The organism is Tateyamaria sp. 7Alg 36, assembly GCF_059882455.1.
The window spans coordinates 1968841-1990391 of the sequence record NZ_CM187613.1 but is presented as its reverse complement, the minus strand read 5'-3'; the positions used below and the strand labels follow the sequence as shown (position 1 = coordinate 1990391).

Annotated in this window: 23 protein-coding genes and 1 tRNA gene; 14 read left to right on the top strand and 10 right to left on the bottom strand. The window is 60.9% G+C overall.

Translation table 11 applies throughout. From position 1 onward, the window contains the following. The first annotated feature begins 82 nt into the window (after positions 1-82). The 12 genes from AC6GQJ_RS09820 (at position 83) to AC6GQJ_RS09765 (ending at position 13054) form a co-directional block, all read left to right on the top strand. Entirely contained in the window at positions 83-1108 is a 1026-nt protein-coding gene (locus AC6GQJ_RS09820) for a TRAP transporter substrate-binding protein (RefSeq protein WP_500767705.1), read from the top strand. Positions 1109-1145: 37 nt separating this feature from the next. Beyond that, positions 1146-2093, top strand: a complete 948-nt coding sequence (locus AC6GQJ_RS09815; protein ID WP_500767703.1) for a TRAP transporter small permease subunit — start codon at positions 1146-1148, stop codon at positions 2091-2093. A 4-nt stretch (positions 2094-2097) separates the two neighbouring features. After that, positions 2098-3720 (top strand): TRAP transporter large permease, encoded by a 1623-nt coding sequence (locus tag AC6GQJ_RS09810; protein ID WP_500767701.1) that lies wholly within the window; start codon positions 2098-2100, stop codon positions 3718-3720. 157 nt (positions 3721-3877) lie between these two features. After that, the gene (locus AC6GQJ_RS09805; protein WP_500767699.1) at positions 3878-5377 is read left to right on the top strand and encodes a UxaA family hydrolase; all 1500 of its coding nucleotides are present in this window, start codon (positions 3878-3880) and stop codon (positions 5375-5377) included. Further along, the gene (locus AC6GQJ_RS09800) at positions 5374-6210 is read left to right on the top strand and encodes a shikimate dehydrogenase family protein (RefSeq protein ID WP_500767697.1); all 837 of its coding nucleotides are present in this window, start codon (positions 5374-5376) and stop codon (positions 6208-6210) included. The genes AC6GQJ_RS09805 and AC6GQJ_RS09800 overlap by 4 nt, the downstream gene beginning before the upstream one ends. Positions 6211-6282: 72 nt before the next feature. Then, entirely contained in the window at positions 6283-7170 is an 888-nt protein-coding gene (locus tag AC6GQJ_RS09795; protein ID WP_500767695.1) for an NAD(P)-dependent oxidoreductase, read from the top strand. Between the two features lie 3 nt (positions 7171-7173). Beyond that, positions 7174-8067: a DMT family transporter gene (locus tag AC6GQJ_RS09790; protein WP_500767692.1), complete on the top strand. Its 894-nt coding sequence runs from the start codon at positions 7174-7176 to the stop codon at positions 8065-8067. Further along, positions 8064-8945, top strand: coding sequence for a sugar kinase (locus AC6GQJ_RS09785; protein WP_500767690.1), 882 nt, complete (start codon positions 8064-8066; stop codon positions 8943-8945). Before AC6GQJ_RS09790 ends, AC6GQJ_RS09785 begins: the two co-directional genes overlap by 4 nt. A gap of 29 nt (positions 8946-8974) precedes the next feature. Beyond that, positions 8975-10009, top strand: coding sequence for a Gfo/Idh/MocA family protein (locus tag AC6GQJ_RS09780; protein WP_500767688.1), 1035 nt, complete (start codon positions 8975-8977; stop codon positions 10007-10009). After that, positions 10006-11013 carry a Gfo/Idh/MocA family protein gene (locus AC6GQJ_RS09775; RefSeq protein WP_500767686.1) on the top strand — a complete coding sequence of 336 codons (1008 nt, stop codon included), beginning with the start codon at positions 10006-10008 and terminating at the stop codon, positions 11011-11013. The genes AC6GQJ_RS09780 and AC6GQJ_RS09775 overlap by 4 nt, the downstream gene beginning before the upstream one ends. Continuing rightward, complete coding sequence (locus AC6GQJ_RS09770) at positions 11010-12053, top strand: Gfo/Idh/MocA family protein (protein ID WP_500767685.1); 1044 nt, start codon at positions 11010-11012, stop codon at positions 12051-12053. Before AC6GQJ_RS09775 ends, AC6GQJ_RS09770 begins: the two co-directional genes overlap by 4 nt. Further along, positions 12050-13054 (top strand): Gfo/Idh/MocA family protein, encoded by a 1005-nt coding sequence (locus AC6GQJ_RS09765; protein ID WP_500767684.1) that lies wholly within the window; start codon positions 12050-12052, stop codon positions 13052-13054. The genes AC6GQJ_RS09770 and AC6GQJ_RS09765 overlap by 4 nt, the downstream gene beginning before the upstream one ends. Positions 13055-13094: 40 nt before the next feature. Here AC6GQJ_RS09765 and AC6GQJ_RS09760 read toward each other — a convergent pair whose 3' ends face one another. The 6 genes from AC6GQJ_RS09760 to AC6GQJ_RS09735 form a co-directional block, all read right to left on the bottom strand. Continuing rightward, positions 13095-13766 carry a cupin domain-containing protein gene (locus tag AC6GQJ_RS09760; RefSeq protein ID WP_500767683.1) on the bottom strand — a complete coding sequence of 224 codons (672 nt, stop codon included), beginning with the start codon at positions 13764-13766 and terminating at the stop codon, positions 13095-13097. 80 nt (positions 13767-13846) lie between these two features. Further along, positions 13847-14614 carry a LamB/YcsF family protein gene (locus tag AC6GQJ_RS09755; RefSeq protein WP_500767682.1) on the bottom strand — a complete coding sequence of 256 codons (768 nt, stop codon included), beginning with the start codon at positions 14612-14614 and terminating at the stop codon, positions 13847-13849. Between the two features lie 4 nt (positions 14615-14618). Next, a complete protein-coding gene (locus tag AC6GQJ_RS09750; RefSeq protein ID WP_500767681.1) occupies positions 14619-15647 on the bottom strand; it encodes a 5-oxoprolinase subunit C family protein in 1029 nt (342 codons plus the stop codon). Further along, the gene (locus AC6GQJ_RS09745) at positions 15644-16390 is read right to left on the bottom strand and encodes a 5-oxoprolinase subunit B family protein (RefSeq protein ID WP_500767680.1); all 747 of its coding nucleotides are present in this window, start codon (positions 16388-16390) and stop codon (positions 15644-15646) included. Before AC6GQJ_RS09745 ends, AC6GQJ_RS09750 begins: the two co-directional genes overlap by 4 nt. Positions 16391-16450: 60 nt before the next feature. Then, positions 16451-17659, bottom strand: a complete 1209-nt coding sequence (locus tag AC6GQJ_RS09740; protein ID WP_500767679.1) for a winged helix-turn-helix domain-containing protein — start codon at positions 17657-17659, stop codon at positions 16451-16453. Continuing rightward, positions 17656-18684, bottom strand: coding sequence for a LacI family DNA-binding transcriptional regulator (locus AC6GQJ_RS09735; RefSeq protein WP_500767678.1), 1029 nt, complete (start codon positions 18682-18684; stop codon positions 17656-17658). The genes AC6GQJ_RS09740 and AC6GQJ_RS09735 overlap by 4 nt, the downstream gene beginning before the upstream one ends. A gap of 131 nt (positions 18685-18815) precedes the next feature. Here AC6GQJ_RS09735 and AC6GQJ_RS09730 point away from each other — a divergent pair. Continuing rightward, positions 18816-18892: transfer RNA gene (locus tag AC6GQJ_RS09730), tRNA-Arg, on the top strand. 361 nt (positions 18893-19253) lie between these two features. Here AC6GQJ_RS09730 and AC6GQJ_RS09725 read toward each other — a convergent pair. Continuing rightward, positions 19254-19832 (bottom strand): lytic transglycosylase domain-containing protein, encoded by a 579-nt coding sequence (locus AC6GQJ_RS09725; protein ID WP_500767677.1) that lies wholly within the window; start codon positions 19830-19832, stop codon positions 19254-19256. A gap of 64 nt (positions 19833-19896) precedes the next feature. Further along, entirely contained in the window at positions 19897-20223 is a 327-nt protein-coding gene (locus AC6GQJ_RS09720; protein ID WP_500767676.1) for a hypothetical protein, read from the bottom strand. 259 nt (positions 20224-20482) lie between these two features. Between AC6GQJ_RS09720 and AC6GQJ_RS09715 the strand changes: the two genes are divergently transcribed. Next, the gene (locus tag AC6GQJ_RS09715; RefSeq protein ID WP_500767675.1) at positions 20483-20674 is read left to right on the top strand and encodes a hypothetical protein; all 192 of its coding nucleotides are present in this window, start codon (positions 20483-20485) and stop codon (positions 20672-20674) included. Between the two features lie 422 nt (positions 20675-21096). On the opposite strand, the gene AC6GQJ_RS09710 is transcribed toward AC6GQJ_RS09715, so the two are convergent. Further along, positions 21097-21297 carry a hypothetical protein gene (locus tag AC6GQJ_RS09710; protein ID WP_500767674.1) on the bottom strand — a complete coding sequence of 67 codons (201 nt, stop codon included), beginning with the start codon at positions 21295-21297 and terminating at the stop codon, positions 21097-21099. Positions 21298-21299: 2 nt separating this feature from the next. Next, positions 21300-21512, bottom strand: coding sequence for a helix-turn-helix domain-containing protein (locus AC6GQJ_RS09705; protein WP_500767673.1), 213 nt, complete (start codon positions 21510-21512; stop codon positions 21300-21302). Between the last annotated feature and the right edge of the window lie 39 nt (positions 21513-21551).

Sequence of the window (21551 nt, the reverse complement as noted above, 5' to 3'; positions counted from 1 at the left end):
TTAGCCTCACTCACACGCTGCGCCACAAGGGGGCCAAAGATCTCCGGCATGCGCGAACACATAGAGTATCTGGGAGGATAACATGACATTCATCACGAAAGCGGCTTCGGTCGCTGTCGCTGCAACACTTGCAGCCACCGGTGCCTTGGCTGATGCCCACGCCACCAGCAAATTGCGCATCCAAACGCACTATGCGCCTGAAACCGTATCCGGCAAACTGGCAGCGGAGTTCATCGATAACATCCAGACCATGTCCGGCGGCGGCATCGAGGTCGAGATGTTCTACTCTTCGTCCGTGGTCAAATCGGTTGAAACCTTTGACGCGGCATCCTCCGGTATCCTTGACTGCGATATGACAGGCGGCGGCTACCAGACCGGCAAGAACTCGGCTTTCCAGTTTGTGGGCGACATCATGGGCGGCTATGAAACGCCCTACCAACAGCTAAGCTGGCTGTACTATGGCGGTGGCCTCGAAGCGGCGGCACCTTTGTACAACAAGTACGGCATGGAGCTGATCGGCTGGTGGGTTTACGGTCAGGAATCCTTTGCCTCGTCCAAGCCGATCGCAAAAGTGGAAGACTTCAAAGACTGGAAATTCCGCTCGCCCCCCGGCATGGAAACAAAAATCTTCGAGCGTCTGGGCGCATCGCCTATCGTGATGGATTTCACCGAAATCTTTACCGCGCTTGAAACGGGCATCATCGACGGTGCGGACGCATCCGGTCTGGCCAATAACGTTGGTCTGGGTCTGTACGACATCGTCGATCACGCCAACTTCCCCGGCTTCCACTCGATGCCGTCCGACCACCTTGCCTGTAACAAGGAAGTCTTCGACGCGATGCCGGAAGCACATCAGCGCATCATGAAAGTTGCGATGGAATCGCTGGCACTGCGCACCGCGCTGACATTCGAAAAAGCGAATGCCGAAGCGGCTTCGGAACTGCGTGCAAAGGGTGTGACACTGTCCCAGTGGGCCCCAGAAGAACTGCAGAAGTTCCGTGATGCGGCACAGGCCACATGGCCCGAGTTTGCGGACACACCAGAAGCCAAGGCGCTGGTTGACTCGCATATCGAATATCTCACGCAACTGGGCCTCGTGTCCGAGTAAGCGACAAATTGGGGCCGCGCATCTGCGGGGCCCCATCTTGCCCGCTGCTGTCGACGGGACGGGCGCGGGCCTTTCTACTCAGGGGGATTTTGCGATGCAGGTGCGTTCCGGCACTCTGGTCGAATGGCTGGTGCCATTGGCCTTTATTTTCGCCACGGGATGGGTTGTGTGGCACATGCCCGCCTTTACCTTGGACTTCTATCCCCCCGAAGGTCAGTCCGATCTTGATAAGCTGTCGGCCCTGTTTGCTCGCGGTGACGTGACGCCCGGACTGGGTGGGTTGTTCGGGGGCTATGCCGATATCGTTGACTGGCTGGCTCTACTTTCTATTCCGGTTTTCCTCTACCTTGGTGTGCGAACGGTGCGCCGCGCGGGTATGGAGTTCGAAAGCTGGCGCCCTGCCGACCGTCTTGCGGTGTTTATCGGGCGCGTCACCATGATGCTGGTGGTCTTGCTGACCCTCGTGATGCTTTACGAAGTCATGCTGCGCTATGTGTTCGAGGCCCCGACCCTGTGGGCGAACGAGTTGTCACTGTGGCTGGCGGGCTTTGTGTTCCTGTGTGCGGGCCTCTATGCCATGCAACAGCGCAGCCATATCCGCATTGTCCTGTTGTATGATGCGGTGCCGCGTTGGGTGCAGCGCATCTTTGACACGATCTCGACCGTGCTGATCGTGGTTTTTGCCTTCTTCCTGATCTACGGCGGCTATGGCGAGGCATTTGCCAAGTTCTATCGCTGGGAAACCTTCGGTACGGCCTTTGATCCGCCAATCCCAGCGACGTTGAAACCCATGGTCCTGCTGATTGTCGGGTTGGTCGCCTTGCAGGCGGTCGTCAACCTCATCTCTGACTGGAACAAGGAAGAGGTCCATTACGGCGGCGACGATCTAGACGAAGAAGAAATCGAGCGCATCAAGGCGCAGGTGGGCACCGATGGTGTCGGTGACCTCGACGTGACGGGGCAACATACGGCCGTGAAGGAATAGACTTATGGATATCGGAACCATCTCTCTGGTCCTGATGCTGGGATTGATCCTGCTGCTGGCCATCGGCATGCCACTGGGCCTCGCGTCCGCTGTGCTGGCGGTGCTGGTGCTGGTGATGAAATTCGAACCCGGCCTGCTGATGAACCCGCTGGCCTTTGGCGACGGCATCCTGACCGGCAGGCCCGGATCGGGGCCTCTTAATATCCTCGCGCAGAAGATATACGGGCTCTTAACGGACTATGTCCTCATATCCATTCCGCTGTTCATCTTCATGGCGGCCCTGCTGGAACGCTCCGGCATCGCCAAAGAGATGTATTCGTCGCTGAACGTCTGGCTGTCGCGCACGCGGGGCGGTATCGCCATCGTGACCTCGATCATGGCGGTGATCATGGCGGCCATGTCCGGCATCATCGGGGGCGAGGTCGTGCTGTTGGGCCTGATCGCGTTGCCACAGATGTTGCGGCTCGGCTATAACCAGAACCTCGCCATCGGGGTGATCTGTGCCTCGGGCTCGCTGGGCACGATGATCCCGCCGTCGATTGTTCTGATCATCTATGGCCTCATCACCGAAACCTCGATCAAGGCGCTGTTCACCGCGTCCTTCATTCCGGGTTTTATGCTGGCGTCGTTCATCATCATCTACATCATCATCCGCACTCAGTTGCGCCCCGAAGATGCACCGTTGCCCGATCCCGTTCCGGGGGAACCGCAAGGCGCGGACAAGCTGAAACTGTTCCTTGCCTTCCTCACGGTTGTCGTTGGCGGCTTCAGCGTGGCGCTGTTCCTGCGGGCGATGTTCTTTGAATTCTCGGGATCGAACGCGGCCAACACGGGCGAAGCGGCCTTTTGGGGGACCAGCGAATATATCGCCATCTTCGGCGCCATTGTCGCCATCTGCCTTGGCCTTGTCTTCTTTGTCTTCGGGCGCGAACGCACGGCGACAGGGTGGAGCATGGGCAAAGGCCTTGTGCCGCCAATCGTGGTGATCGGGGTTGTTCTCGGCTCTATCTATGGCGGGATCACGGGCATCACCGAAGCGGCAGGCATGGGCGCCTTTGCGGTTTTTGTCATCGCGCTGCTGCGGGGCGAGGCTTCGCCGGCCCTTGTGTGGGAATCCCTGATGCGGACTCTGAAATCCACCGGCACGATCATCTGGGTGACCATCGGTGCGGCGGCTCTTGCGGGGGCGTACACCATTGTGGGCGGTCCGGTTTACGTGGCGGACTTCATCGTCGGATCGGACCTGCCGACCATGCTGGTGATTCTGATGATGATGCTGATCCTGCTGTTCATGGGCGCGTTCATGGACTGGGTCGGTATCGTTTTGCTGATCATTCCGGTGTTCCTGCCCATCGTGCTGCGCCTGCCGATTGAGGAAATCGGCCTGTTCGGAGAGTTGAACCCGCGTCATGTGGCGATCTGGTTCGGGGTCGTGTTCTGTATGAACATGCAGGTCAGTTTCCTGTCGCCGCCCTTCGGTCCGGCTGCGTTCTACCTCAAGTCGGTGGCACCTCCGCACATCACGCTGACGGATATCTTCAAAGGGTTCCTGCCCTTCATCGGTATCCAGCTGGCGGCACTGTCGGTCCTGCTGATCTATCCGCCTATCGTATCTTTGCTGCTGTAAAGGTGCACAATGCTTTGCCCTGCTTATGCCACCTGCGCACGCCCTGACCGGCCCTTGACCGGTCAGGGCGGCGCGCGGATGACAGGCAGGGCGATGCGCGCCGTTTCCAACCACCATCGGGCGTTGACCGCGCCCGTTTCCGCCTGAGAGGCACCCCATGGACTTTATCCGCCTTGACCCGACAGACACCGTCGTAACAGCCACCCGCGCCTTGCAGGTCGGCGTCACGATCGAGGATACGGCCACCCGCGCGCTGATCCCTTCGGGGCACAAGATTGCCACCCGCGATCTGGCCAAGGGTGACGTGATCCGTAAATACGCGCAAGTGATCGGCTATGCCGCGCAGGACATTGCGGCAGGCGATCATGTACATACGCACAACGTCGAATTCCGCGCCACGGATGTGGAGTATGAATTCGGGACGAACCTGCGCCCTGTGACCCCTGCCACGGGGGATACGTTCATGGGATACAAGCGCGAAAACGGTCAGGTGGGTACGCGCAACTATATCGCCATCGTGACCTCGGTGAACTGTTCGGCCACGGCGGCGCGGATGATTGCGGCGCATTTCACGCCCGACATTATGGCGAACTATCCCAATGTCGACGGGGTTGTCGCTTTTGTCCACGGGACGGGCTGCGGCATGGCCAGCGACGGTGACGGGTTCGAAGCCTTGCAGCGCGTCATGTGGGGCTATGCGCGCCATCCCAACCATGCGGGCGTCTTGATGGTCGGCTTGGGTTGCGAGATGAACCAGATCGACTGGCTGCTGGACGCATGGGGTCTGAAACAGGGGCCAACCTTCCAGACGATGAACATCCAGTCCGTCGCTGGCCTGCGCCGCACGGTCGAGGCGGGGATCCAGAAGGTAGCCGCCATGCTGCCCATCGCGAACGAGGCCACGCGCACCCCGTGCCCTGTGTCGGACCTTAAGGTGGCGTTGCAATGTGGCGGGTCGGACGCGTGGTCGGGGATCACGGCGAACCCAGCACTAGGCTATGCAACCGACCTGCTGGTGGCGCAAGGCGGCACGGGTGTGCTGGCCGAAACGCCTGAGATTTACGGCGCCGAACACCTGCTGACAGCGCGCGCGGTTGACCGCGCCGTGGGGGATCGCCTGATCGGACTGATCAAGTGGTGGGAGGATTACACGCTGCGCAACAAGGGCAGCATGGACAACAACCCCAGCCCCGGAAACAAGGCGGGCGGTTTGACCACGATCCTTGAGAAGTCACTAGGCGCGGCGGCCAAGGGTGGCACGACGCCTCTCACTGGCGTCTATAAATACGCCGAGATCGTCAAGGCGCGCGGATTCACCTTTATGGACAGCCCCGGCTATGACCCTGCATCTGTCACGGGGCAGATCGCGGGCGGTTGCAACCTTGTGTGTTTCACCACGGGGCGGGGGTCGGCCTTTGGCTCTAAACCCGCGCCGACGATCAAGGTGGCCACAAACACCGCGATGTTCGACCGCATGACCGAAGACATGGACGTAAACGCCGGTGCCATGCTGACCGATGGTGTGTCCCTCGAAGAGAAGGGCCGCGAGATTTACGAACTGTTCCTGCGCGTGGCGAGCGGCGAAGCCTCCAAGTCCGAGGCACAGGGGCTGGGCGACTACGAATTCGTCCCATGGCAGATCGGGGCAGTGATGTGAGCACGCTTCGTGCAGGTCTGATCGGCGCGCATATCTCGCGCACGCGGCTGCCGGCGGCGCTGGAAATCATGTGCGCCGAGGCGGGTTGGATCCTAGAATTCGAGTTAATTGATACGGGTGCTATGGCGGGGTTCGATTTTGTCGCGACGCTGGATCGCGCGCGGGGCGACGGTTGGAGTGGCATGACGGTCACGCATCCGTGGAAGACGGACGCACGTGCCTATGCGGGTGATGGCATGGCCGCCGAGGTCGCGCATCTGGGGGCCAGCAACACACTGGTCTTTGGCAACGGCGTCACGGGATATAACACTGATTATACCGGCTTTGCGGCTGTCATTGAAGCGCTTGATTCTTTGGGCGATGTGGTTGTCATGGGCGCGGGTGGCGTTGCCGAGGCCGTTGTGCCCGCCCTGTGCGCGCAACTGCAACCAAAGGCCCGCGTTGGCATCTTTGATCTCGACGCAGACAAGGCGGCGGCGCTCGCTCAGCGCTGTGGCGCGCAGGTCGAGGTGGTCGACCGCGATGCGCGCGCCGACTGGGTCGCACGCGCCCATGGTCTGGTGAACTGCACGCCGTTGGGCATGGCCGAATACCCCGGATCGTCCTTTGACGGGTTCGAGGTAACGAACTCACCTCCCAAATGGGCGTTCGACGCAGTCTATACGCCTGTCGACACACCGTTCCTGCGCGCAGCATCCGACGCGGGCCTGACCGTCCTCACGGGGTTTGACCTGTTCAAGGCAATGGCCCTGCGCAGCTTTCAGGCCTATACCAACCTGTCCCTTGATCCGGCAGTGATCCTGCCGCGTCTTGATGCGCTGAGGCCGGAGTAACACCATGGCCCACCGCATCTGCACCGCAGTTTCTTTCAGCCTTTTTAAATGCCACCCAACGGAGACGTAGACATGAGCAAACCAACAATCGGATTTATCGGCCTTGGCCTGATGGGCGGGGCCATGGTCGGTCGCCTTCAGGATTTGGGATATACGCTGACCGTGGTGGCAAACCGCACGCGCACCCACGTGGATCAGGCCGTGTCGCGTGGCGCGACCGAGGTGGACAGCGCCAAGGCCGTGGCCGAAGCATCCGACATCGTGATGCTGTGCATGGACACCTCGGACAATGTTGAGGCGCGGATGCGCGGCGATGACGGTGTGATTGCGGGGCTGAAGCAGGGTACCGTGGTCATCGACTTTGGCACCTCGCTTCCCGCGTCCACCAAATCGCTGGGGACCGAGGTTGCCGCCGCAGGCGGTCAGTACCTTGATGCCCCACTGGGGCGCACACCGTCCCATGCCAAAGACGGGCAGTTGAACATCATGGGCGCGGGCGACAAGGCCGCTTTTGACAAGGTTAAACCCGTGCTGGACGATCTGGGGGAAAACGTGTTCCACCTTGGCGATCTGGGGGCGGGCCACACCATCAAGCTGATCAACAACTTCTTCGGGATGACCGTTGCCAACGCCATGTGCGAAGCCTTTGCCATGGCCGATGTCGCGGGCGTGCCGCGTGAGGATCTGTACAACGTGGTGGCAGCAGGGCCGCTGAAATCCGGCATGATGGAGTTTGTCAAAGGCTATGCAGTGGATGGCGATCCGAACCACCTTGCCTTTGCGATCAAGAACGCGGCCAAGGATGTCGGGTATTATTCCCAGATGGCAGCGGATGCAGGGGTTGAATCCATCATGTCGAAATGTGCCCTGTCGGCGATGACAGCCGCCCGCGACGAAGGGCGCGCCGAAGACATGGTCAGCCAGATGGTCGACTTCTACGCCGACCGGTTCAAGGGCTAACCCTTGGCCATCGCAGCTCGCGCACAGCAGGACCGCGCGGCCCTTGGCATCATGATGACGCTGGGGGCCTACGGGTTCTTTTGCCTGATCGACACGTCGGTCAAATGGCTTGTGCTAGCGGGGCTGCCTGCGTTCCAGTTGGCGTTCATGCGCTATCTACCGCATTTCATTATTTCGACCCTTCTGGTGCTGCGGCAGGGGGCGACATTGTCGAACTTCCAGACCGACCGCCTTGGTCTGGTGATGCTGCGGGCGTTCCTGCTCGCTTCGGCCACGCTTCTTAATTTTATCACGCTGAAATACCTTTCGTTGACGGTCACAGGGGCGATCATGTTCTCGGCCCCGATCATCGTCTGCGCCCTGTCTTGGCCACTGCTGGGCGAACGTGTCGGGCCGTGGCGGTGGGCGGCGATCATGCTGGGTTTCGTCGGGGTGTTGGTAGTGATCCGTCCGTTCAATGCGGACTTCCACTGGATCGCCTTGCTGAACGTCTACAACGCGGTATCGCTCGCGCTTTATTCGATCATCACGCGGCGGATTTCGGGCTTTGTCGCTGCCGAGACGATGCAGTTCTACATGGGGGCCTTTGGCGCGATTATGCTGGCACCCTTTGCCTTTCAGGTCTGGGTCATGCCCGAAACACCCCTGCAATGGGGGCTGATGATCGGCCTTGGCGTCTGGGGCTGGGCAGGTCACGAGATTTTCTCGCGCGCGCATAGCTACGCCCCTGCCAACACGCTGATGCCCTATACCTACAGCTTTCTCATCTACCTCGCCGTGGCCAGTTATGTGGTCTTTGACGACATGCCGGACGGATGGACCCTGCTTGGGGCGGGCATCATCGTCTGCTCGGGCTTTGTGGTCTGGTGGCGCACTGGCCGAAAGGAACACATATGAAAATCGCAGCAATAGGAGAGGCGATGATAGAGCTGTCCCTGTCAGGCGACAGCGCAGCGGTCGGCGTGGCGGGCGATACGCTGAACACCGCGATCTACCTCAAACGCAGCGCGCCCGATCTGGTGGTCGATTATATCACGCGGCTGGGCACCGATGCGTTTTCCGACCGCATCGCCAAGGTTATTTCGGATGAAGGGATCGGCACGGACCACATCCGGCGCGACCCCAACGGCACGCCGGGCCTGTACGCGATCACTACCGATAACACGGGAGAGCGGTCGTTCACTTACTGGCGCGACAGCGCGGCGGCACGGATGACATTTGCAACCGATGCGGGGCCGGATTTCTCGGCGCTCGCGGGCTATGACGTGGTTTACCTGTCGGGAATTTCATTGGCGATCCTGCACGCGGATGTGCGTGACGCGCTGCTGGCGTATCTGGAGGGGTTCCGCGCCTCGGGTGGACTTGTCTGTTATGACAGCAATTACCGTCCGCGCCTGTGGTCCGACGTAGAAACCGCGCGCCGCGTGAATGACGCGATGTGGGCGATGGCGGATATAGCCTTGCCCTCGATCGACGATGAACAGGCCCTGACCGGACAAAGCGCGGATGAGATCGCCCAACGCTTTGTCGCGCTTGGTCGAACGGGTGCGCTGAAACGCGGCCCGCAGGGGCCGATGTGTCTGAAAACTGGCGCGACCTATGCGTTTCCGCAAGCCGAGAAGGTGGTCGATACCACGGCGGCTGGTGACAGTTTCAACGGTGGCTATCTGGCTGCGTCGCTGACGGGTGCGGCGCAGGACGCGGCCTTGCGGGCGGGGCATGATCTGGCGGCAAGAGTGATCGGGCATCGCGGGGCGATCCTGCCAGCGGACTAGGGGCGGCGTCCTGCAAAAGGGGGGAAGCGATGGACGTGGTTTTGATTGGCATGGGCATGGTGGCACAGGCTCACCTACTGTCCCTGCGGGATACGGATAAGGATTTGCATCTTCGCGCCGTGATCGGGCGCGACAAAAACCGTACGGCAGCGTTTTGTGAGCAGGCGGGTGGTGTCCTTGGCTATGACGTTGCGCCAGCGACTGACCTTTCGAAGCTCGCGACGGCGCCGGACATGGCCATCGTGATCACCCCGCCCGATGCGCGCATAAGCTATGCCGAGGCGCTGGCCGAAGCGCGCATTCCAACCCTTGTGGAAAAACCGATTGAACGGACGCTTGCCGCCGCGCGCACTATTGTCGGACACTATGCCCGTACGGGCACCAAGCTTGGCCTGTGTTTCCAGCACCGCAGCCGCGAGGCCGCCCGCAACCTGAAAGGGCAGATCGATAGCGGCGATCTGGGCGAAATCGTGCACGTGGACATCCGCGTCCCGTGGTGGCGCGATCAGGCCTATTACGACGCACCTGGGCGCGGCACCTATGCCCGCGACGGCGGCGGCGTCATGATCAATCAGGCAATCCATTCGCTTGATCTCGCCCTATGGCTGGCAGGGCCCGTGGCGCGGGTGCAGGCGCAAATGCGGACCAGCCCCCTGCACAGGATGGAGGCCGAGGACATCGCCGCAGCTTTGTTGTCGTTCCGATCCGGCGCGTCAGGCGTGCTGAGCGCGACCACGGCTGCCTATCCGGGAGATGTCGAAAGCATTTCCCTGACCACGACACAGGCGCAGGTGACCTTGCAAGGCGACAGCCTGCGCATCAACTGGCATGACGGACGACAGGATATGTTCACCCCCGACAGCGACGCCGCCACAGGGGGCGGGGCGGACCCGATGGCCTTTTCCCACGCATGGCACCAGACGGTGATCGAGGATTTTGCCAACGCCGTTAGCACAGGCGCCGACCCGATGGCACCGCCAACCGAGGCACTGCATGTGCACGCGGTCATCCACGCGATGGAACAGGCGGCGCGGCGGGGCCGGATCATGGACGTGTCGGAATGAGCCTCAGCTTCATCGCTCTCGGGCTGGATCACCGCCACATCTACGGCATGACCGAAAACATGCGCCGCATCGGTGCGCGCTGTTTGGGGTTCTGGACCCATGGTGACCCGCAACCGCTTGAAGGATACACCAAGCGGTTCCCCGACCTGCACCGGTTCGCCACGCTGGACGCGGCACTGGCGGCGGGGGCCGATCTGGCGCTGGTGTCCGCCATTCCCGCAGACCGCGCCGCCCTGTCGATCCGTGCGATGCAGGCGGGCCATGACGTGATGACGGACAAGCCCGGATGCACAACGCTGGAGCAACTAGACCAGATCAGGGACTGCGTTGCGCAAACAGGGCGCATCTGGTCGATCAACTTTTCCGAACGCTTCGAGGTGCCTTGCGTCACCCTTGCCGATCAATTGGTGCAGGACGGTGCCATCGGACGCGTTGTGCATACCACGGGCCTTGGGCCGCACCGCCTGAACCGTGCCACGCGGCCCGATTGGTTCTTCCAACGTGCCAGATATGGCGGCATCCTGACCGATATCGCCGCGCACCAAATCGACCAGTTCATGCACTTTACCGGCGCGGAAACGGCGCAGGTGACGATGGCCCATGTGGCAAACCACGCCAATCCAGCCGACCCCGAGTTGCAGGATTTCGGAGAGCTTTCGCTGCGCAGCGATGCGGCCTCGGGGTATATCCGCGTTGACTGGTACACGCCGGATGCGCTGCCCAATTGGGGTGACGGGCGGCTGACGCTGCTGGGCACCGAGGGATATATCGAGTTGCGTAAATATGTGGATGTGGGTGGGCGCGAAGGGACGGACAGCCTGCTTTTGGTGAATGGCACCCGTTGTGAGGTGCTGGATGCGCGCGGCGCGGGCCTGCCCTATTTCGACCGGCTGGCCCATGACATCGTCCACCGCACGGAAACCGCCATGACACAGGCGCATTGTTTTACGGTGATGGAGCTTGCCCTGAAGGCTCAAGCCATGGCCGAAGGGGCGGTGCAATGATCCGCGTGGCAATCCTTGGCGGCGGGATTGGCGCACAGCACCTTGCGGCCTATCGCGATCTGCCCGCGTTCAAGGTCACACACCTGTTCGATCAGGATGCTGCGCGGCGCACTGCCCTGTGCGGTGACGACATCATCGCGCTGGACAGTCTTGAGGATGCGCTGGCGGCCGACGTGGATGTGATCGACATCTGCCTACCGCCACGGCTGCACGCCCTCGTGGCGATCAGGGCGCTTGAGGCGGGCAAGCACGTGATCTGTGAAAAGCCGCTGGCGACGTCCATGGCGCAGGTGGATGCGATGGCGGCGGCGGCCAAAGCGTCGGGCAAGCAGGTTTTTCCGGTGTTCCAATACCGCTTTGGCCCCGCCTTTGCGCAACTGATGGCTTTGCAAGCGGCAGGCCTGTGCGGTGCGCCCCGGGCGGCGGCGCTGGAAACCCACTGGAACCGTGGCGCGGCCTATTACGATATACCATGGCGCGGCACATGGGCCGGAGAACAGGGCGGTGCGGTGCTAGGTCATGCCATCCACGCCCATGATCTGCTGACCCGCTTTGTCGCGCCGATCACAGCCGTCAGCGCGCGGCTTGGCACCTTGGTGAACCCGATCAGCACGGATGATACGGCGGCGTTGATCTTTGAACTGGAGGGCGGAGCGCTGGCGACGAGTTCGATCACTCTTGGCCATGCGCGGGATGAAACGCGCCTGCGCTTTATCTATGAGAACCTGACCGCAACCTCGGGCAGCAACCCCTATGCGCCAGGAACGGAGCGTTGGATATTTACGGCCCGCGACGCTGACCAGCAGGGCGCGGTGGACAAGGTGGTGGCCAATGCGCCAACGGGCAAAGCAGGGTTTGCAGGCTTTCTTGAGGCGGTCGCCAATGCCTTGGCAGGACAGCCAAACGCGGCAGTGACGCTGGCCGATGGGGCGGCGTCAATTGCGCTGGTCACGGCGATCTATGCCGCCGACCGCAGTGGCGCACGCGTGGTTTTGCCGTTGGGGTCGGATCATCCGCTGTATCACGGCTGGCAACCATGACGCGGATCGGGGTGGTTGGGGCCGGATTGATCGGCCAACAGCACCTTGCCGCGATTGCGCGCACGCCCGACATCACCCTATCGGCGGTCTGCGATCCCGCATCGCCCCAAGGCGACTGGCCGCTGGTCGAGGATATCGAAAAGCTTGCCGCCATATCGGACGGGGTCATTCTGGCGGTGCCGAACGCACTGCACGCACCGATGGCATTGCAGCTCATCAAGGCGGGTTGCCCGATGCTGATCGAGAAGCCCCTGACAGGCACAGCCGCCGAAGGGGTCGAGGTCGTGCAGGCCGCTAAGCAAGCGCAAGTGCCGATCCTTGTGGGCCACCACCGTCGGCATAATCCGGTGATCGCCAAGGCGAAACAAATCATCGATGACGGGGCGCTTGGCACTCTGACGACGGTGCATGGCCAATGCTGGCTGCCCAAACCTGCGGCCTATTTCGAGGCAGCATGGCGGCAGGGTGCGGGCGCGGGGCCGCTGTTGATCAACCTGATCCACGATGTGGATGTGTTGATGCATCTTTGTGGGCCGGTCGTGCAGGTACAAGCCTATGAAAGCAACGCGGTGAGAGGGGCCGAGGCCGAAGAGGTCGCGGTCGCGATCCTGCGCTTTGCCAGTGGTGTTCTGGGCACGCTGAACCTGTCGGATGTCGCCTTGGGTCCGTGGAGTTGGGAGATGACGGCGGGCGAAAATCCGGCCTATCCGAAGACTGATCAGGCAAGTTACCTGATCGGTGGGACGCAAGGATCGCTGTCTTTGCCGAACCTTGCTGTGTGGAGCCAGCAGAACGGCCCTGACTGGTGGGCGCCGATGGCGCAGACGCGGATGCCGGTGGCCCTGTCCGATCCGCTGTCGACCCAACTGACCCATTTTGCCGAAGTTATCGCGGGGCGTAGTGCGCCACTGGTCAGTGCCGAGGACGGGCTGCGGGCGGTGCAGGTCATTGAGGCGATCAAACAGGCCGCGCGCACGGGCGTGCCTGTCGGTATTGGCTGACGCGTCACCCTGTCTGAGGGGCGGTTCAGGGAGAGCCTTTTTAGCCTTTAACCATCTGGCGCAAATGCCCTGTCTTGACCCACAAACGCGCGCCGTTCGGGCCTGCAACCACTTGCGATTGCGACTCCGGTGCCAGCCGCAGCCAGTCCCGTGGCCCTAGGTCGGCGTCATCTACCGTGATCGACCCGTCAAGCACTAGAACCTCGGCACCGTCCGGTGCCATGAAGATATGCTTGGCCCTGCTTGACCAATATTCCACCGACACATGCTCTCGCGCGCCGCGGAACAGCGTCGCGGTGTCCACCCCACTGCGCGAAATATCCTCGGTCGGGGTCAGCGCGTTCATGTCGATGCAGACCTGTTCGCGGTCTTCGGGGTCGAACTGCCACAGCTTAACGAAGATCGTCGCACCGTCATCGGATCTGGGCGTGTGCGTGCTAGTCGGCGGGTTACGCACATAGGTGCCTGCGGGGAAATCGCCGGTTTCGTCCTGAAACACACCGTCCAGCACGACATATTCCTCGCCCCCGTCATGCGTGTGGGCGGTGAACGTACTGCCGGGGGCAAAGCGGACAATCGTGGTGGCACGGGCGACTTCGTCACCGATCCGGTCTAGCATCTTGCGTTCGACACCTGCCCCGGGCGAGGCGCGCCACGGATTGTCGTCAAAGGCGATCCGCACATCCTCGGTAAAATCCGCGTTCAGTTCCATGGCCGATCCCCTTGTTCCTGACAGGAAGGTAGACAGCGCAAGCGATTAAGCAAGGTGCGGGTACCGCAATGGCGGTGGCCCTAGCCGCGCCGCCCGTCGAAACTGCGCACCTCGATGCCTACCGCCTCGAGGGTGCGGCGCACGTTGGCGGCGATCTCAACCGCTTCGGGCGTGTCGCCATGACAGCAGATGCTGTCGATGGGCGTGTCGATGCGTGTGCCGTCTTCGGTGATGATGGCCTGTGCCTTCACCATCTCGACCATACGCTTTCCAGCCAGTTCCGCGTCGTGGATCACGGCCCCTTCCTTGCGCCGGTCCACCAGCGTTGCATCCGCGTTATAGGCGCGGTCGGCAAAGATTTCGCAGGCAAAGGCCGCGCCAAGGCTGCGGGCCGCACGTTCCTGCGCGGTGGCGGCGAGCACCATGATGATGGCGTCGGGATGGGCGGACAGGGCGGCTTCGTAACAGGCGCGCGCCATCGCCTCGTCTTCCGAGGTCATGTTGCCCAAAGCCCCGTGCAGTTTGATATGGCGCACGGTCGCGCCCATGCTGCGCGCCATGCCAAGGCTTGCGCCCACCTGACAGCGGATGGAGTTTTGCAGCGATGCGATAGGCATGTCGATGCGCCGACGCCCGAACCCCTGTAGGTCGGGAAACCCGGGATGTGCGCCGATGCCGACGCCATTTTTCATGGCGATGCCCATGGTTTTTGCCATCACGTCTGGATCGCCCGCATGGGCCCCGCAGGCGATGCTGGCCGAGGTGACAGTGTTCAGCAAAGCGGCATCGTCGCCCATGTTCCACGGGCCAAAGCTTTCGCCCATATCGGCATTCAGATCCACGCGCATGACTTTATCCTTCTTCTTCGTCAAAGGCGGGATCCGTGGCCGAAACCATCCCGCCGATCAGTTGATAACTTAGCAGATCCTGCATGCTCGCAGGGTCGCGCACGAGGGGCGCAACCGCGCTGGACATGCTGCGCAAGGCCGCATCGGCGCGGGCCTGAATGGCGGCCCCGTCGTCCAGCGATACAAGCTGGAACTGGAGGGTCGCGCCTGCCGGTGCCTGCGCCACTTTGGGCAGATCGCAAGGCAGCACTGTGCCGATGCGTGGATAGCCGCCCGTTGTCTGGCACTCGGCCATCAGTACGAACGGTGTGCCGTCGCCGGTGATCTGGATATCGCCCGCGACGATCACCTCGCTCACGATGCTGAGCGCTTTGGGGTTGGAAAACCCTTCTCCGTCGCTGTCCATACGCACGCCCTGGCGGTTGGCGCGGGGGTCGCGGCGAAATTCGGTTGCCTCGAAACGGGCGCGTATGGCGGGGTCGAAATCCTCGGTCTGCATGCTAGGCACTATGCGGATTATGCCACCGGTCAGGCGCGGTTCGGGCGCGATGGTCATGCCAGTGTCGCGGCCTTTGTCCTTGCCTGCGGGCAGGGTCATGCCCGCTTGGATCAGCGTGCCGATACCACAGGAAAGATGCGCCGCGCGCGATCCCATGACCGTTTCCGTTTCGAACCCGCCGCCGATGTGAAGGTAGCCATAGGTGCCTGCGCGGGTTGGCCCGATCACCAGTTGCGCGCCTTTGGGCAGGGCGTGGCTGGCGTTCCACGCAAGTGTGGAGCCGTCAACCTGCGCCGTCATCACTGCACCTGTGAGCGCTATGCGCACATCCGCGAGTGCTTCGAACGTGCCGCCAGTACCGACCATTTCAACCACAGCGTTCTGCGCGCTTTGTCCCAACAGCGCCGCACCTTCGTAAACGGCCAGCACATCCATCGCGCCGCCCCGCGTCAGCCCTTTGGACAGGTATCCGGGACGACCAAGGTCTTGGACCGCCATGGCGGGGCCCGCCTGACGTACCAACAGACCGCTCATCCCGACACCTCGTAGGTTGCGCCGCCAAGGCCATCGGCATTATGCGCCTCGATCCGTGCGAGTTCCTGTTCCGTGATCGCGGTGAACCGCACCTCGTCCCCGGGTGACAGGGGGAACGGCGCGTTATGATGCGGACGGAAACAGGCGAAGGCAGATTGCCCCACATGCCGCCAGCCGGTTGGTGTATCCTTGGTAAACAGGCACAGCTGTCGCACCGCAGCCACCACTGCCCCTGCGGGAATGTTCGGCGTCAGACCCACCTGACGGGGGATGTTCCACGCCTCGCCCATTGTGCCCAGATAGGGTTGTCCGGGGGCAAAGCCCAACGTCAGAACCCGCAGCCGCGCGCTGGTCAGGTCCGCCACCGCTTGTTCAAGGCTGAGGCCAGCGGCCTCTGCCGCCTCGGCCAGTTGCGGGGCGCGGTCGCCGCCGAACACGGCCGGAATGGTCCACAAGGTACGACCCGTCGGCAGTTCCGCAACGCGCCAGTCCTGAGACTGCAACACATCGAACAGCCGGTCTTTCAAATCTTCAAAGCGATGCGCCGACAGGTCCACCCGAAAGAAGGCAGAGACAAGCGTGCTGCTGCTTTCTGCGATTTCGGGCCAGCCTTGCGCGTCGATGGCCCCGCGAAAGGCGATGGCGGCATGGTTGGCGGCATCGGTTGCGCGGTCCCCGAACGTGACCAGCACACCGCTTAGCCCGACAGACCGGATTGTTGGAGTATACGAGGCGTCTTGCATGTCGCGACCCTAGCGCGTCCGTGCGCGCGCGCAATCGGTTAAATCGGGTCGCGCAGCCAATTAAATCGGGTCGCGCAGCCAATTGTCCTCAAAGGTCACGTGGCTGACATCGGCCAGTTTCAACACCCTGTCCAACTCGGCCTCCAGCGCGCGCTGCCGCCCCTTGCCCCACCGCACGCCCCGTTCGGGCCACAGTGCGCGCACGCGCAGCACGTCTTCGGCGCGAAAGGCCTTGAGGTCGATCCGCCCGACCAGTCTGTCGCCCTCTAGCAAGGGAAAGACGTAATAGCCGTATTTGCGTTTGGCCTCGGGCACAAAAATCTCGATCCGGTAGTCAAAGCCGAACAGCCGCTCGGCGCGTTTGCGGTCACGCAAAGCGGGATCAAAGGGGCTGAGCATCCGCAGCCGAGGTGTCGGGTCTGTTGTCTGGCTGGGACAGTCGGGCAGGTCGGGCCATGCATAGGCGGGGCGCACCGCGCTGTTGGTGCCAGTGACTTGGACCATAATAATCCGCCCTGCGGCGAGTGCTTGGGCACACCAGTCTTTCGCCTCGGCAGGGGTGATGTGATCCCAGAACGCTGCCAGTTCCCCATGGGTGGCAAAGCCTAATCGCGTCAGTGCCTCGCGGCAGCACCAGTCGATTGTCTCTTCGGCGTCGGGCGTATGGGCGGCCACGCTTTGGTCGATCACACGCTCTGTCAGGTCATAGTATTTCTGGAAGCCCTGCCGTTTTACCACGGTCAGCGCGCCGCTGCGCCACAGATATTCAAGCGCGGTTTTGGACGGGTGCCAATCCCACCAGCCGCCTGAACTGCGCGCCTCTCCATCACCGACCTGCGCCGAACAGACGGGACCGCGTTCGCGGATCATATCAAGCACGGACTGGAATTGACCCTCGAACCCGTCGCGCCGCCAGTTCTTCCAGCGCGCTTTCAGCATCACAGCATCTCGTTCGCGTCGCAGTTGCCAATAGGGGTAGAACGCCATCGGTACGACCGCCGCATCGTGGGTCCAGTGTTCGAACAGCGCACGATCGCGTTCATACAGACGTTTCAATGCTTTGGGGCGATAGCGTGCCTTGCGCGAAAACAGGATCATGTCATGCGCCCGCGCCACGGTATTGATGCTGTCCAGTTGGACAAAGCCTAGCCGCGTGATGACATCCAGCAGGTCGGCGCCGGTGGCGGGGCCTTGGGGCGCGGCGCTTAGCCCATGGCGGTCCATGAAAACACGGCGCGCCGCGTCATTGGACAGGGTAAATAGCGTCACAGCCGCGCGTTGCGGCGCAGCGTGTCCCCATAGGAAATCTTGGGCGCCAGCGTGATCAGCTGCGGATCGGTGCGCCCTTCGGCGTGATCAAGGATGATCTGCGCGGCCTTGCGTCCTATATCCAGACGGCAGGCGTCCATCGTGGCCAGCGCGCGTGGCAATCCGTCAAGCAGTTCGACCCCGTTGAAACCGGCAAGCCCGATCTGACCCGGCACATCCACGCCCTGTTCCAGCAGGTACAACAAGCCACCAGCGCCAATCATGTCATTGGAATAATACAGGAAATCGAGGTCCGGATTGGCATCCAGCATCGCCTTGGTCATCTCGCGACCTTTGGCAAGGGCCGACCCGCCGGAATAGAAATCACGTGCCTCGATCTCGATCCCTGCCTTGGCAAGTACTTCGGTCAGCCCCTCGAACCGCTTGCGCGCACGGTGGTCGCGCGGCATCGACGTGCCCATGAACCCGATCCGGCTATAGCCTTGTTTGAGGATCGCGCGGGCCATGTCTTGCCCTGCCAGACGGTGCGAAATCCCCACCATGCTGTCGACCGGCGTGCCGTCGGTATCCATAATCTCGACCACAGGAATAGCTGCATTCTGCAACATCGCGCGGGTCGCGTCGGAATGTTCCAACCCCGCGATGATTACCCCCGAGGGACGCCAAGACAGCATCTCGTAAAGAACCCGTTCTTCCTTGTCCCGCATATAATCGGTGACGCCGAAAACAGGTTGCAGCGGCGTATCATCCAGCACTTGGTTGATGCCATTCAACACTTCGGGAAAGACCATGTTGCCCAGTGACGGGATGATGACCGCCACAAGGTTCACATGCTGGGACGCCAGTGATCCGGCGATCTGGTTGGGCACATATCCAAGGGTCTTGGCGGCTTCCAACACCTTACTGCGCGTCGCCTCGGAGACGTCCCCGCGGTTGCGCAAGACGCGGCTTACGGTCATTTCCGACACACCGGATGCGGCAGAAACGTCACGAAGGGTCAGCGGGCGTTTGGGGCGATCGGTCAAGGGCATTCCTTTGCACTTTGCGTGGACCGAGTTAGAGGGAAAAGGGAATGAAATTCAAGAGCACACCGCCCGAATGCGTCTCGCCCAAAAGGGTGACAAGGCCGCGATCAACGGATATTGCAAGCGCGTAAGGCCCCGTGGCTCAACTGGATAGAGCAGCCCCCTCCTAAGGGGCAGGTTGCAGGTTCGAATCCTGCCGGGGTCACCAAAGTCCATTGAAAATATAAGCTATTTTTGCGCGACTGTGCGGCTGTACGCAAAAACGTGCGTATCGTTTTCCTCGCTGATAGGGCGCGAAAACTGATTTCTCGTACAAAACCTGTGCAAAATTCGACGCCCGTGTTGGCTAAAGGTTGTCAAACATGAGTCGCCATAGCTGTGATCCCGATATCGCTGCAAGCGTTGGCTTGAATGCAGCGATCATTTTCCAGAACATCACCTTTTGGATCGAGCAGAACCAAGCCAAAGGTTTTGCTCCGGCGAGAGGTCGATGCTCGGCACAAAGAAGGGGTTGGCAATCTTCAAGCTGGCCAGAGCCAGCGACAGGATCGTGCGGATTTGTGTGTGCATCAGGAAGCTCCAGTCAGTCGATCACGCACAGCCATGACGCGGCGCACGTGATTTTGGGTTTCTCGGTAGGGAGGAATGCCGCCATAGCGCGCGACCGCGTCTGGCCCCATGTTATAGGCGGCAAGTGCGAGTTCGGGTGTGCCGAACTGCGCCAACATCATCAGAAGGTAGCGGGCAGAGCCATCGAGGTTTGCCTGCCAGTCATGCGGATCCACACCAAGCTGTGCGGCCGTCGCGGGCATCAACTGCCCGAGGACTATCGCGCCAGCGGAGCTACGCGCATTCGGGCGATAGGCGCTTTCGATCTCGATATTGGCTTGGAAGAGGGCCTGCCATTCCGTCACAGACAGCCCGGCGCGGCGCAACGCGGGGTGCCCGCCATAACGATGCGCGGTGCTTTCAAGTGCTGAGAGGATTTCAGGTCGGGGAACTGCGCGGGCCGGTGCAGGAGGGCGAGCTTCAGGCTCAGGCGCTGTGAAAACGATCAGCTCTGGCGGGTTTGCACCAATCCCGTCAACACAGCTTTGCGCAAAGCCTGATTGGGGTGTTTTGGTCTCCAGCTGGCCATCGGCCCGCATGGAGAGCGCGAAGCCTTCAGAATAGGCGGGTGCAGCAAGGAATGCAACGAGGACGGCGAGTGGCTTAGCTCGCGTCTTCCAGTGTGTGCGAGGCGACCTTGCCCTCAAGCATGGGGATCGAGGCGATCGAAACGCCAAGGCCCGCAAGGAAGCTGGACAAGCCGTTGATTGTCTTGAACTCTCGGGCAGCCATGTTGTTGCGCGCTGTAACGAGCAGACGACGCGTCTCGCCATCAGGCGAGACGCAATGCACGGTCCAAACCCCGGACCACTGAGCGCCTGTACGTTTGGGCGTAACACGGCACACAACATCCGCCGAATGACCCTCGGCAAGCAGCGTGCGCAGCCCGTCTTCACTGACAACATTAGGGGCGTCTTGCATCAAATTCATAGGATCGAACCTTGCAGAATTGTGCATTGACCCGGCTGCCCCTCACGGGACTACCGAATCGATATAATAATATAATATTGTATTCAATAGGCGTAATTTGCATTATTGCCTACATCATGCTTTGAAACAAACTTACTGCAATGGAGTGGTCGAGCCAAGATAATATGGCGCTTTTGCAACGTACGTGGGGGGGCTGGCCTCTCTGAGTTGGGGATCTGCCGCAATAGCAGGCAGCTGCCTGCCACCTGCGCCGCCCTGGATGCCGACCAATGCCGATGATGTGCGGGCCTATGCGAAATTGTTGAGGCGTGACGCAGAGACGTATTTTTCCGATGTCGAGCGGTACTTCCGTTGCCAGGACGAGGAGCGTCGTGAGGTGTTTGAGCAGGCGCGTGAGGTCAGCGAAGACTATGCGCGCGTTTTGGAGCTCCAGAGCCGCGCAACGGAATGATGCTTACCCTGACTGCAAAGAAAGCTGCCGTTCGCCGCGCCATGCATACAGGTCTGCAATGCCGGACAAAACTGCCATGTGGCTCCAGATAGAAGCTCAGGTTTGGAACGCGGATATGACCGTAAGAAGCACGAAAAAGATCAAAAAGAACGAATAGAGCTTCAATTTCGTCTTGCCGATCCTGACAACAATGACTTCGCACTCGCTTGGCTTGCCAAGAGGTTGTTCTACAGGAATTATTTCGTTGTAGGTCTCTATGAACGGAACTTCCGAGGATCGAAGTCGATCATGTTTTTCGTCTAAGCGTCGCCTCGGGTCCAAGTGCTGGTCCTCTCGATATACATTTATTACTGTTTTCCAAATGTGCGCCAACGCTACTCTACAATAGGTTTAAATAATGCAAAATGGGCTCATAGCAGCCGTTAGCTGGGCTTTGCGCCAATGTACGGTTCAGCAGCGCCATTTTGGGAGGTTGGCAACTCGTTCGAGTTGTCTTCGTCCAATGCAGCCTGCGTCTCACCGTTATTCCACCGATACAGCAGGCCGATTTCTTCGCCCGTTTTAATGCAAAAAACACGACCGATTGCTTTGGCGGTTGCGCGATCATTCTCAAAATTGGGCAAAACTAGCCCCTCTCGTAAAACAATTCTTTGCGAGCAACATCGAGAGCAAGTGCAATCTGCTCCAGAATATCGATTGATGCTGAATTCTTGGCGAGTTCGATCTCGCTGATGTAGCTGCGGTCCACGTCCGCAGCCAAAGCTAGTTGTTCTTGGCTCATACCTTTGGAATTTCTTAAATTCCGGATGTTTAGCCCTACATGTTCCCTCAATCTCATGGCCTGTATTCGGCCATATCGCTGAGATTGCTCTACGGA